Annotated in this window: 10 protein-coding genes and 2 tRNA genes; 6 read left to right on the forward strand and 6 right to left on the reverse strand. The window is 46.9% G+C overall.

Translation table 11 applies throughout. From position 1 onward, the window contains the following. Positions 1-108: 108 nt before the first annotated feature. The gene (locus tag GA0116948_RS09465; protein ID WP_165798420.1) at positions 109-534 is read right to left on the reverse strand and encodes a DUF4258 domain-containing protein; all 426 of its coding nucleotides are present in this window, start codon (positions 532-534) and stop codon (positions 109-111) included. Between the two features lie 127 nt (positions 535-661). On the opposite strand from GA0116948_RS09465, the gene mtaB reads away from it, so the two are divergent. The 3 genes from mtaB (at position 662) to GA0116948_RS09480 (ending at position 5,659) form a co-directional block, all read left to right on the forward strand. After that, on the forward strand, positions 662-1,939 hold the full coding sequence (gene mtaB / locus GA0116948_RS09470) for a tRNA (N(6)-L-threonylcarbamoyladenosine(37)-C(2))-methylthiotransferase MtaB (protein ID WP_089711440.1): 1,278 nt from the start codon (positions 662-664) through the stop codon (positions 1,937-1,939). 173 nt (positions 1,940-2,112) lie between these two features. Continuing rightward, positions 2,113-2,952, forward strand: coding sequence for a GLPGLI family protein (locus GA0116948_RS09475; protein WP_165798421.1), 840 nt, complete (start codon positions 2,113-2,115; stop codon positions 2,950-2,952). A gap of 88 nt (positions 2,953-3,040) precedes the next feature. Beyond that, positions 3,041-5,659 (forward strand): peptidase associated/transthyretin-like domain-containing protein, encoded by a 2,619-nt coding sequence (locus GA0116948_RS09480; RefSeq protein WP_089711444.1) that lies wholly within the window; start codon positions 3,041-3,043, stop codon positions 5,657-5,659. Between the two features lie 198 nt (positions 5,660-5,857). Here the strand turns inward: GA0116948_RS09480 and GA0116948_RS09485 are convergent. The 3 genes from GA0116948_RS09485 to GA0116948_RS09495 all read right to left on the reverse strand — a co-directional run bounded on the left by GA0116948_RS09485 (position 5,858) and on the right by GA0116948_RS09495 (position 8,445). Next, positions 5,858-5,932: transfer RNA gene (locus tag GA0116948_RS09485), tRNA-Val, on the reverse strand. Between the two features lie 54 nt (positions 5,933-5,986). Further along, positions 5,987-6,061 (reverse strand) — tRNA-Val (locus GA0116948_RS09490). A 221-nt stretch (positions 6,062-6,282) separates the two neighbouring features. Beyond that, entirely contained in the window at positions 6,283-8,445 is a 2,163-nt protein-coding gene (locus tag GA0116948_RS09495) for a cation:proton antiporter (RefSeq protein ID WP_089711446.1), read from the reverse strand. A gap of 173 nt (positions 8,446-8,618) precedes the next feature. On the opposite strand from GA0116948_RS09495, the gene GA0116948_RS09500 reads away from it, so the two are divergent. Both GA0116948_RS09500 and aat read left to right on the forward strand, forming a co-directional pair. Further along, on the forward strand, positions 8,619-8,927 hold the full coding sequence (locus GA0116948_RS09500) for an ATP-dependent Clp protease adaptor ClpS (RefSeq protein WP_205686106.1): 309 nt from the start codon (positions 8,619-8,621) through the stop codon (positions 8,925-8,927). 82 nt (positions 8,928-9,009) lie between these two features. After that, positions 9,010-9,648, forward strand: a complete 639-nt coding sequence (aat, locus tag GA0116948_RS09505) for a leucyl/phenylalanyl-tRNA--protein transferase (RefSeq protein WP_089711448.1) — start codon at positions 9,010-9,012, stop codon at positions 9,646-9,648. 33 nt (positions 9,649-9,681) lie between these two features. On the opposite strand, the gene GA0116948_RS09510 is transcribed toward aat, so the two are convergent. Next, entirely contained in the window at positions 9,682-10,065 is a 384-nt protein-coding gene (locus GA0116948_RS09510; RefSeq protein WP_089711450.1) for a VOC family protein, read from the reverse strand. 210 nt (positions 10,066-10,275) lie between these two features. Next, positions 10,276-11,229: a hypothetical protein gene (locus GA0116948_RS09515; protein WP_123891759.1), complete on the reverse strand. Its 954-nt coding sequence runs from the start codon at positions 11,227-11,229 to the stop codon at positions 10,276-10,278. A gap of 241 nt (positions 11,230-11,470) precedes the next feature. Here GA0116948_RS09515 and GA0116948_RS09520 point away from each other — a divergent pair, with 241 nt between their 5' ends. Beyond that, positions 11,471-13,342 carry an Nramp family divalent metal transporter gene (locus GA0116948_RS09520; protein ID WP_089711454.1) on the forward strand — a complete coding sequence of 624 codons (1,872 nt, stop codon included), beginning with the start codon at positions 11,471-11,473 and terminating at the stop codon, positions 13,340-13,342. The last annotated feature ends 15 nt before the right edge of the window (positions 13,343-13,357 follow it).

The raw sequence follows: 13,357 nt of genomic DNA on the forward strand, positions 1-13,357 counted from the left end.
AATTGAAGGCCCGCAGGGCAGGTCTTTAAAATTGTTTCATGGCTGCCTGTTTCATGCAACGGAAACCAGCGCTGAAAATTACAACAATCCACGCAGGTCTCCTTCATTTTAATTGCAGGCGCAACTCCATTCCGCATCCAGGTCTATGCAGGTCACCACCTTGGTATCTTTGTCGCAGGGCGCAAACACTACCCGCAAATGCTGGCCTTCGTGGGTATGCCCTTCCAGTGCAAACGTAGGACAGGGATGGTCTTTCGGATTGGATTTGCCCCGGTTCACCTCGCCATATTCCAAAATTTCTAGGATCTCTCCCTCCGTAATGTGGCGGCAGTCCATCCGGCACCGCGCATGTTTGGTGTACACCAGATGGGCGTGGCGATCCAGCCCGTCGGTGCTGGCTGGGTTTATGCGTTTTTTAAAGCTGGAATCCTGATGGGATACACTGGTTTGCTGACAGCCACTGGCCAGCAACATACCGGACAGGAACAAAAACAAACAGGCTAAATGCCTCGCGCTGAGCGCATAATACTTCATACGGATGTATTTGAAAGGCAACAAATGTAGAAATTTATTATTTGTAATCCACAGCTGAATGCTCATTTTTAAATGCCCGGCAAGGAAGGTGGCGGCAAACTACCAAAATCCGTAACTTTGCGCCCTTATGACAACGGCCAAAACAGTAGCTTTTCATACCCTGGGTTGTAAGCTGAACTTCTCCGAAACCTCCACCATTGGCAGGCTGCTGGAGCAGGACGGCTTTATCAAAACAGACTTCGAGTCTACCGCAGACGTATATGTGATCAATACCTGCTCCGTAACCGACAATGCAGATAAGGAGTGCCGCCACCTGGTACGCCGCATACAGCGCCGTGCGCCGGAAAGTAGGGTGGTGATCACCGGTTGTTATGCGCAATTGAAACCCGCAGAAATTGCCAACATTGAAGGCGTAGACCTGGTATTGGGCGCCGCCGAAAAATTTAACATAGTACACCATCTCAAAGAGCTTACCAAAGGCAATAGCGCCAAAATATGCTCCTGCGATATCGAAGCCGTAAACACCTTCCACCCCTCCTATTCCCTCACCGACCGCACCCGTACTTTCCTGAAAGTGCAGGACGGCTGCGATTATACCTGCGCCTTCTGTACCATTCCCATGGCTCGCGGCAAAAGCCGCAGCAACAGCGTGGAAAATGTGATCGCACAGGTACGTGAACTGGCAGCCGGCGGGGTGCGTGAGATTGTACTAACCGGGGTAAACCTCGGCGATTTCGGAAAAGGATTGGAAGGCGGTAAAAAAAAGGAGGAATCTTTCTTTGAACTAGTACAGGCCCTGGAAGCTACTGCCGGCATAGACCGTTACCGCATTTCCTCCATTGAGCCTAACCTGCTGAGCAACGAGATCATAGATTTTGTGGCCGCCAGTAAAAAGTTCATGCCCCATTTCCACATCCCTTTACAAAGCGGGAGCAACGAAATACTGGGCCTTATGCGCCGGCGCTACCGCCGCGAACTATATGCAGAAAAGGTACAACGCATCAAGGAAAAAATGCCGCATTGCGCCATTGGCGTGGATGTGATCGTAGGCTTTCCTTCCGAAACAGACCCGCTCTTCCAGGAAACCTACGATTTCCTGCACGCACTGGACGTGTCTTACCTGCACGTATTCACCTACTCCGAAAGGCCCCAGACTAGCGCGCTGGATATACAACCCGTAGTACCCGTACACGTACGCAACGAACGCAATAAATCACTGCGCAACCTGAGCCACAAAAAACAGCAATACTTCCACGCCCAGCATATAGGTCAAACACGCCCCGTACTGTTTGAGATATTTAACCGAAATGGCTACATGGATGGCTACACCGATAATTACATCAAGGTAACCACGCCCTTCCGGGAAGATTGGAAAAATGAAATTGTGAACTGGGAGTTACGGTAACAGCTATACGAAATCGCCGCTTTGTAAAGAAGCGGCGTTTTTTTTTACCCCTACCTTCCCTGGGCTATCTGCGGGTTACCTACCCAATACTTGTTCGTTGAGGCCACGTATATAGAAAAAAATAAAAAATCACTAGAATATAGTTTATTTTTATGGCTAACCCACCCGGCAACATGCATAGAAAATCGATTTTGGCCCTGGTATGCACATTACTTATACAATGGAACAACAGCATTGCCCAAAAAAATTTACAACAAACATTTAACAATCAAATCGTTTATAAAATCGTATACAAGCCAGATAGTAATGACCTCACTAATATCAAAAGTGAGGACATGGAATTATTGACCAATGATTCCATGTCGTTATTTAGATCAGTGAATACCGGAATGAGAGACTCTGCGGCATATTTACCCTATATTAATAACAACATCGCGGGCATTATGAAGGTGTTGCAGACCTACCGAACATCCCTTTATTACAACATTGTGAAGACGCCATCAGACATCAGCTATATGGAGGAGATAATTTCTAGCACCCGGATCTCCAACTATAAAGAACCTAAAGAAGCCATGCATTGGGAACTAATGGCGGACACGCTCACGATAAACGGACTCCATTGCCAAAAGGCGCTGTTAGCCGGTTATGGTCACCGCAATTGGACAGCCTGGTTTTGCAATGATATCCCCATATCGGATGGTCCTTATAAGTTTTGCGGCTTACCGGGCCTTATCGTTAAAATTGCCGACGAAAAGGAGTATTGGAGTTTTACACTGGAAGGCATTGCCAATAAGCATACCCATGTTATTATTAATTACTATAAAGAACTTCCGTACACGCAGATCGATAAGCCCACCTTCTTTAAAGATAAAAAATACTTCTTGTTCAATGGTTATCAGCTTAAAGAAGCCAAAGGCGACTTTGAAGGAATAGATCCCCAGGTAAAAGAGAAGTTAAAAGCATCCAATGCAAAGCGAGCAAAGGAAGATAATAATTGGATAGAACTGCCTTAAATGAATAATCATCCCGCCTAAAATAGTGATGAATTTTTTATAACGAATGGATGATATGGCTTATTTGTTCCGAAGTTGCCTAGTTGTAATGATACTGCTTACTTGTTGGAGCAACAAGGCGCTTTGCCAGCAAGCTATAACAGGGATTGTTACAGAAGCTGCCACCGGCAAGCCTATCGCGGGAACCAGCATTGTGTGCAGCGTGGCACATTCCACCCAAATACTCAATTTTGGAATTACAGATGCACAAGGCCGTTTCCATTTTACTGTTCATGCGCCCAACACGGATAGTCTGGTACTTAAGTTCTCGCATGTAGGTTTTACAACCGAGTTATTATCACTATTCCATAAGGCCAATCCAATCATCATAAAACTGGTAAATAAAGACCAGGTACTTCCAGAGATAACCATCCATGATATCAATAAAGGAATTCTGAAAAGAAAAGATACGGTAGACTATGCAGCAGATTCCTTTGCAACAAAAAACGACCGGGTTCTTGCCGATATTATAAAAAAGCTGCCGGGCATGGAAATGAAGGGCAACCAGATTTATTACCAGGGAAACCCTTTGCAAAAATTTTATGTAAATGGGCTGGACCTGATGGGAGGCCGGTATGGCCTGATCACTAACAATCTGCCACTGGAAAATGTGAAAAAAGTTCAGATCGTGGAAAATGACCAGCCCACTAAGATCTTAGATTCTTTAGTACCATCCGATAAAGCGTCCTTAAATGTAGTATTAAAAAAACATACCACTACCGGATCCGGAAATATAGGCGTGGGGGCAAGCCCCGCGCTTTGGGATGTATCGCTTACGCCCATGTCCTTTTACAAGCATTTTCAAATGGTGAATACCATTCAGGTCAATAATACCGGGAATGATGTATCCGACCAATTAAAAGACCAAATCAATGAAAAGGCTGGCGAAGCATATGCTGCAGATAGGTATGTCAGTGTTATGGATGCCGGTCATCCACCCGTAGATCAATCGACCTGGCTGCAAAATAATGTGAAGATGGCCAGCACCAATATTTTATATAAAACCCAGAACAATCTTCAACTCCGGGGCAGTTTAACCTATATCCATGATGCGCAGGATAATAAAAGTTACAATAGCACTACAATGATGCTCCCAGCCCAGACGGTAACCATAACAGAGGCTGTAAAAAATATATACCACCTTAATAACCTTACCGGTGGCTTATCCCTGGAAAAAAATGAAAAAAATATATTCCTGAAAGATCAGCTAATAGTAGATGCCAAATGGAACAAAAATGAAGGCTGGGATACCAGAAATGACACTACAGATATATCCCAGGTAAACAAAGAGCAAGTGACTTCCCTTTCCAATGATTTTAAACTCACCCTCAAAGTGGGAAAGCAACTGATGGGTATCAATTCATCTACTTTTTATAAGCGCACGCCAGAAAACCTGGTAATTTCCCCCGGGCAATTCACCAAAATATTAAATACAGGTATCGACTATCAACAGGCTTTCCAGCAGGTGAATTTTCACTACTTTACAACAGATAATTTTTTACACTTCATAAAGAAACTTCACTTACTTACTATCGACTTCAAAGGTGGTTTCCTATTTGAAAATAGACTTTTAAAAAGCGCGTTGGCCACGGATGTAAATCCCAATCTGTCCAAGATTTTTCAAAACAATGATGCGTTTATACATACCAAGTTTTATCTAAGCCCTGGCTTCCGCGTAGAAAAAAGGAACTGGCTGTTCGAATTATCAACCCCGCTAAATTGGCAAACATTTTCGAACCAATATAACCATATAAAATCCGACTCAACCACCACCCGGAAACTTACCCTGGACCCTACATTCACGATAAGGTTTAAACCTACCCTGCGTTGGAATTTTTATGGCTCCGTAAGCTACAAGAACGACTTTGGAAGCCAGGGCAATCTGTATAAAGGATATATTTTACAATCGTTCCAATCCATGAATCGCTCATTGGCTGGCGTAGTGTCTCAGGGCAACACCATGGCCTATAGTTTTTATTCGACGTATGAGGATATTCGTAAAGCATGGTTTTCCAACCTGTCTGTTTCCTATATTCGGTCTTACAATAATTTCATCAATGAAACATCCATTGATAGTCTTGGCCTAACGGTAAATGAAATGTTGCCCATTGGTAACAACCGGAATGTATTTACCAGCACTATGGGGGTATCTAAATTAATTACCGGTATCCAATCCATCGTAAAGGTGAAAGGCCGTTTTAATACCAGTCTTTCAGATCAATACCTGAACGATAGTTTTGCAAGCCTGCATGCTACCAGTGCAGGGCTTTCTTTAGATGTAATAAATAGTTCGCTGGCCTGGTTCGACTTTGCGTATAAATTCGATTACAACTATTCCATCTCCTCTTATCCAGGAATGGATCTGCATGCGGTGACCAGCATGAACCATTCCCTGAAAATGAATTTTTATCCTTTAAAAGGGCAAAGCTTAACGTCAAAACTGGATTATTTTACCAGCCGCCCTGCGGTGCAGTCTAATAAGCTTTTAGTGAATTTAAAATACATGGTTACATTGCCCAAAACCAAGACTGATCTGTCTTTAACGGTTGTAAATGTGCTCAACGCCCGGCAATATATTAACCAATATAATTATCAATATATCCGTTATTACAATGAATTGTATTTAAGGCCCCGGCAGGTAGTGGCTAGCGTCAGATTTAATTTTTAGCGGAAATACATTGCTAGATATTTTCTAATAGAATTAGGGCCACTCGATCACTTTTTTCTAATAAACCATCATTTATGATTATTTTTTCCACTAAAAAGATGAACTGATTATTTTTTTCTACTATTTTTTTAGCCAGGCAAAACAAAAATTCTTTATTTCCAAAAACAAAAAAGCCCCGGCAAAATACCGAGGCTTGTGTGGGAGTTGACGGGGTCGAACCGCCGACCCTCTGCTTGTAAGGCAGATGCTCTGAACCAACTGAGCTAAACTCCCTTTACTAAAAATTTCGTTTCACTTGTCCCGCTTTGCAGCGTAAAGCATAAGGTGTGGGAGTTGACGGGGTCGAACCGCCGACCCTCTGCTTGTAAGGCAGATGCTCTGAACCAACTGAGCTAAACTCCCCTCTTTTCTTTCACCACCAGCGCTTTTCGTTCGATGGGATTGCAAAGGTAGAAAGTATTTTTATTCTACCAAATATTTTTTCAACTCCCATTATACCGTTTCTTAAAACCTGCTGCCAGTAAGCTTTCCGGAGGTTAATAATTTAAAACGTTGGCATTCATTACCCCTGCAAACAGGTAACGAAAAAGGGACGATTAGAGCTCTTTTTAGCAACGCGTTCATCAATTTTTACGCCTGCGTTTAAAAACACTTCTCACTGCGCGGCCCAGCCGGCTCAGGTTGGCCAGTTGTTCCTGTATAGGCGCCAGTGTAAGGTCTTCCGGACGCAGACCCGGCTCGTTATAATCCAGGGCGGCCTGTTCGGGATATAGCAGGATAATATTGTTGTTTTTAAAGCTGCGGCTCAATCTTGCTGGCAGGTTATCCAGGTATTTGCTGTAAGACAGGGTGCCTTTACGGGCAGTAACCATCATCAGCAGGTCGTCGTCCGATAGTTCGCCGGCCAGCTCCAACAGGTCTTCGGCTTCGCCAAAAGCACGGTACGTCAGGGATACGCTGGTACGGGTGGCGCGCAGCCAGGCCTCTATGCGTACGCGGGTTTCGGGCGTGCAGCATACCACCATACGGGCACCGGCCTGTTTGCTTAGCATCACCGCTTTTTGCAAATAATGCTGGAAGCCGGCTTCATAACAGGCATTGTGCGGCAGTACCAGCACCAGCCGCTGCGTTATGTTCAGCGGTTGATGAAAGGCGCACACATAAACTGTTTCCCAAACGCCTTGCAGTATATTGTCTAGCGTAGTGCCGAAGATGGTACCGAACAAACGGTCGGTGGTACTGGAGCGCTCCGTCCATCCCAGTACTACATCAGTAATGAGTAATTCCTTTACGGCGCGGGCTATACCGTCTGCCACATTAAGGTCTACCCGGGTCACCACCTGCACAGTACTTTCCGTTGCGGCGGCATACATCACGGCTTTTTCCATCATCTTACCAGTGTGGAGTATCTTGTCTTTGGAGGCGCTATCGTCATGCACCACGGCCAGCGGGTAAATGGGCGTACCGGCCTGCGGGTCTTTGATCATTACGGCAAAGTCTAGCAAAGATTCTATGCGCAGCGGGTTAGACACCGGCACCAGGATGCGCTCTGTTCCCGCATTGTCTGCCACAGGCTCATTATCCGCCACCATGGCCAGTTTACGGCCAGCACTGGCTGTCACAAACGAGGCCACCAAACAGGTAATGAGGATAAGCACAACCGTGCCATTCAATACATTTTTGTCGATGATCCCCATGTTAAAGCCAATGAGGATTACCGCAATGGTAGCGGCAGCATGAGCGCTGCTCAGGCCAAATATAATATTGCGCTGCGTACGCGAATAACGGAATACCAATTGGGTAAATAATGCCGCCAGCCATTTGCTCACCAGGGCCAGCATGGTGAGTACGCCGGCGATGATCAGGGCCTCCGGCCCGTCCAGCAGTACACGCAGGTCTACCAGCATGCCCACGCTGATCAGGAAAAAAGGAATGAAAAGGGCATTGCCTACAAACTCTATGCGGTTCATTAAGGGAGAGGTGTGCGGGATCAGGGTGTTAAGTGCCAGCCCCGCCAAAAAAGCGCCGATAATGCTTTCCACACCGGCCAGCTCCGCCAGGAAGCCGGCCAGGAATACTAGGCCCAGCACGAAAATGAAGTGGGAGGTTTTATCGTCCTTGATCTTTTTGAAAAACCAGCGCCCCAACAGGGGGAAACCCCATAGAATGGTAACGGCGAAAATGGCTAGGGAAATGCTCAAGCGTATCCAGAAAGCGGTGTTCAGATTGCCCGCCGCTGCGCCAGTAATCACCGCCAGGATGAGCAGCACCGCTGTATCGGTAATGATGGTGCCGCCCACGGCCACGGTAACGGCTTCGTTTTTGGAGATGCCCAGGCTGCTGGCCAGCGGGTATGCCACGAGGGTGTGGGTGGCAAACATGCTGGATACCAGCAGGGTGGCCATGAAATTAAAATGCAACACATAGGTGCACACAAAGTATCCGAGAATAAGGGGAATAAAAAAGGTAAAACTTCCAAACACCAGGCTGCGGTGGCGGTTTTTGCGGAATTCGGTCATATCCAACTCCAAACCGGCCAGGAACATAATGTACAATAACCCGGCCTTCCCAAAAAGATCTATGCTGCCCTTTTCAATCAATTTAAAACCGTGATCTCCAATCAGCATGCCTGCCAGGATAAGCCCTACTATACTGGGAATACGGAACTTACGCAGGATTATGGGCGCCAATAAAATAATGAATAATACCAGCGAGTAAATCGGTATAGGATCGGTGAGCGGTAAATGCGTATTTAAAGTCAATAAAATGCCGTTCGATGGATGCATGGGCGCTTGGTTTCGGTAATAGCTGAAAATGCTGATCGTAAATATCCATATTAGCCCATTATCGGGCCAACACTATAGGTGCTATATACCAATTTACAGGTTTCCGTTCGAACATTTCACTATTAACAATGCCCAAGATCGCGTATTTTTGTGTGTAAACAGGTAGAAAGATAATGGGACAACAACCGGAAAAAACATATAGTCCCCAGCAATGGGAAGATACCATGTTAGCTGAAGAAATTCAGTTTCCTTTCCAACTCATTGTATGGAACGATCATGTAAATACTTTCGACTGGGTGATCCAGTCGCTGATGGAAGTGTGCGGTCACGCTTTTGAACAAGCCGAACAGTGCGCACTCATCATTCATAATAATGGCAAGTACGCCGTAAAAGAAGGCAATTTCAACCAACTGCGCCCTCTCTGTGAGGCTTTGCTGGACCGGGGCATTAATGCCACCGTGGAGGAAACAGTAGGCACCTGAATCGCTTTTTTTAAAACCTTATTGCTCCATTCCAAACTTACACACATGCGGTGCAGTTTGGAATTTCTTTTTTAGAACGTGTATGATCTACCGGCTTCCCAAACAATTTATTTTTCCGCCTCTGCACGAAGCAGACGAAGACGGCCTGCTGGCGGTGGGTGGCGACCTGCAGGCTGGGCGCATTCTCGCAGCTTATCAGGCTGGCATTTTCCCCTGGTATTCTGAAGAGCCTATCCTGTGGTGGAGTCCCGATCCACGTTTTGTACTCTTTCCGGACGAACTGAAAGTATCTGCCAGCATGAAACAGGTACTGAAAAAAAAAGTATTCCATATCACTTTTAACCAAGCATTTACCGATGTGATCCGTGGTTGCAGTGGCACACCCCGCCCTGGACAGGATGGCACCTGGCTCAACCCCGACATGCAGCAGGCTTATACCGAATTACATACCCTGGGTGTGGCGCACTCTGTAGAATGTTGGCTAGGCGCTACATTGGTAGGCGGACTATATGGCTTGTTGTTGGGTCACACTTTTTTTGGCGAATCTATGTTTTCAACCGTGAGTAATGCGTCTAAAGCGGCCTTCATCACTTTTGTGCATACCTATGCGGCGCAGGGCATGCAACTGGTAGATTGCCAGGTGTACACCCCGCACCTGGAATCATTTGGGGCGCGGTTTATTCCACGGGATGAATTTGTGCGGAGAATACAGGAGCATTAAGCTCCTGCCACCCTGCATCGTTCCGGCGCTTTGTTAAAATCCTCCCATGGGCTGCCACAGTTCAATTTTATTTCCTTCGGGGTCCAGCACCCAGCCAAATTTTCCGTAATCGTAGGTCTCCACCTCTCCTATTACCTGCACACCTTCCAGTTTTAGCTGCGCCAGCAACGCATCCAGGTCTTCCACGATATAATTAAACATGCAAGACTTATCGCTAGGCGCAAAATAGTCAGAGTCTGCCGGAAAGGGACTCCATACCGTATGACGCTGTTTAGCACCTTCATTGGCTTCTTTCCAAGTGAATGTAGCACCCCATTCTGTAACGGGCAGGCCAAGATGCTTGCCATACCATGCTTTCATTTTTTCGGGATCATTACTTTTAAAGAAGATCCCGCCGATACCGGTGACACGTTTCATGAGCAAATGTGTTTGGTAATTGGTAAAAGAATATGCGACAATCTGTTGAGCTAAGTCCAGGCTAATTAACTAATATACGAAAATGTATTGACTGACAGGCATCCGGTACTTTATGCCATACTGAATATGCCATACATTACAACAGCGGTGATAACCATGGTACTGCCATCGTTATCACCGCTGTGTCTTACATGAATCACCCAAAAATAACTACTTACTACCCTTTTTTATTTTCTTTACATACACCCCGTCAAAGAAACATTTAATGCCCCGGTAGGCACCGCAGCCGCCTTCCTCCTTAATATTCACCGCACCCGCCGAGAACCGGAAAGTAATGCCGCAGGAGGATGATTTGTCTTTGTACTCGCCTTTATTAACACCGGTGAAAGTACCGGTACCATTCAGTTCGCCAGTACAGCCACCTTTATTTTTAGAAAAGCTAATGAAGAATAGAAATGTTTTGGCATCCTTGCCATCGCGGATGGAAATTACCCCATCGCTCCCGGCCGCATAATCACCGGATAGTTTGTGCTTGCGGGGCAGGGTGTCTATTGGGTTAAATGCTTTTTCCGGGCTTACCGGGCCGCTGCTGTTGGTTAATATAAGGGCGATACGGCCATCAGGATAAGCCGCAAACACTTCTTCCTTTTGCGCCGTTTGCCCATTTACCTGGTCTTCCGTGGTAACGCGGATGGTGGATTTGCTATCCAACGAAAAATACTGCACCTGCTGATCGGCGTTGCTTACACGGCCTACAGGCAGACTGTTGAGGTACACCCCTTTTTTACTGGCAATGCAGAGGTAGGCGAGGCTTTGGCCACTGCCAGATACCTTCAGCACCAGGTATTGGATAATATTGTCCTTTTCGCCGGTTTGAAAATAATATAACGGATAAAAATGCCGCTTTACCCCGGGGGCAAATGCATGCTGGCCAATGGTGTCGTTCAGGAAACGCTGTACCGTAGCCGGCTTCAAGGCCAGGCTATCTGGCAGCTTGATGGCCAGGGTATCGGCAGGCAGCTTAAAGGGCGCAGCAGCCGGTGTAAACATACTTTTAAATTCATCGAAGGTCTGCGGATCGCCATGCAGCACTTTGGCTTTTTTGGTATGACAGGCGCTGAGGCAGATGCCCAGGATGAAAATGGCTAGGAGGATCTGTTTCATGCAGTGTTTAAATTCGGGCCAAAAGTTAGATATAAATCTGGTATGATTAAAATAAACCATGCGGGCCGGTGGCCTATACCTGGCACTGCGGCCCTTACGGTAAATGCTTTCCTGGAAGCATCGCCCAAAAAAGTAGTAATTATACCACAAAAAAATACATGCAAACTCCCCGTCTTTCCCACTTTGACATCCGCTCTAAAAATGTTAGATTTACCTAAATTAATTTTTAGATACCTAAATAATGTCTGAACTTCATCCTGCCACCTCACTGGGCGATGTACACGAGAGCGTAGATACTACTTTAAAATCAAAGTGGCGTAAAATACTGGCCTTCTTTGGACCAGCCTACCTCGTGAGTGTAGGGTATATGGACCCTGGCAACTGGGCTACCGACCTGGCCGGGGGCAGCCAGTACGGCTACACCCTCATCTGGGTGTTACTGATGAGCAACCTCATGGCCTTGTTGCTGCAAAGTCATGCCGCCCGCCTGGGCATTGTAGGTGGGCGCGACCTGGCCCAGGCCAACCGCGATACCTATCCTAAAACCGTAAATTTTATACTGTATATATTTGCCGAGATCGCCATTGCCGCTACAGACATGGCGGAGGTACTGGGCATGGCCATTGGCCTGCAATTACTTTTTGGCCTACCACTCATCTGGGGCGTATCTCTCACCGTACTGGATACCTTACTGCTGCTGGTGCTTCAACGATTTGGCATGCGCAAAATGGAAGCATTTATTATTGCCCTGGTAGCCGTGATCGGCGTATCATTTTTATGGCAGCTGGTCATGGCCAGGCCCAGGCTGGGCGAAGTGATACTTGGGTTTGTACCTGGCCTGCCCGATGCCAACGCATTGTACATTGCCATTGGCATTATCGGTGCCACGGTAATGCCGCATAACTTATACCTGCATAGTGCCCTGGTGCAAACGCGCAAGATAAAACGCAATGAAGAAGGCATACGGCAGTCACTGTGCCTCAATGTCTGGGATAGCACCATTGCACTGAACCTGGCCTTCCTGGTAAATGCTGCCATTCTCATCCTGGCCGCCACGGTATTTTTTAAAAGTGGTCACCACGAGGTAGCCGCCATCCAGGACGCTTACAAATTATTGTCGCCTAAGCTGGGCACGCTGGCACCCATCTTATTTGCCGTTGCACTTATTGCCGCAGGGCAGAGTTCTACAGTAACCGGCACACTGGCAGGGCAAATCGTCATGGAAGGATACTTGCACCTGCGCATTAACCCCTGGCTGCGCCGCATGCTCACCCGTATGCTGGCCATTTTACCCGCACTGATCACGCTGTGGCTTTTTGGCGATGAGGAGATCAATAGCCTGCTGGTGTTTAGCCAAGTGCTGCTAAGTTTTCAACTAGGCTTTGCCGTGATCCCACTGATCCATTTTGTGAGCGATAAAAAAAGCATGGGGGTTTTTGCCATCAAACCCCGCACCGTGGTGGTCAGCTGGCTAGTAGCGCTAGTACTGGTGTACCTGAACCTCCGCATGGTAGGTTCGGCCGCCTGGAATTATGTACAAAAGCCGGGTAATACCTTCATCGATATCCTGATCGTACTGGCCACCATTGGCATTGTTACCCTGTTGTTCATTACCCTGCTGTATCCCTTGTTGCAGCGCCGGCGGGAGCAAAAGATCACCAGCATTCATCAGGAGCAAAAACCTTGGGGTGAATTACAGGCACCAGACTATCATTGCATAGGCATAGCATTGGATTTTAGTCAGCACGATGAAAAGGTAATTGCCAGTGCATTGCGCAATGGCAACAGTAGTACCCAATATATTCTCATCCACGTGGTGGAAAGTGCGCCCGCCGGATGGCTGGGCCGGGAGTCCGACGATTTTGAGACCCGCAAGGACCGGGAGCAATTGGAAAATTATGCCGCCGTACTCACCCACCGTGGCCTGCAAGCCAGGGCTGTACTGGGCTACCGGCAAAGGGCGAAGGAAATAGCCCGTATTGTATCAGAAGAAAAAATTGATTTCCTCATCCTGGGCGGCCATGGCCATAAGGGGCTTAAAGATTGGATATTCGGGGAAACGGCCAACCAGGTAAGGCATGCTGTGAAAATACCCGTACTGGTGGTGCAATGAGGCAAAACATGGGGT

Origin of the sequence: Chitinophaga costaii, assembly GCF_900094705.1 — a bacterium.
Taxonomy (GTDB): Bacteria; Bacteroidota; Bacteroidia; order Chitinophagales; family Chitinophagaceae; genus Chitinophaga; species Chitinophaga costaii.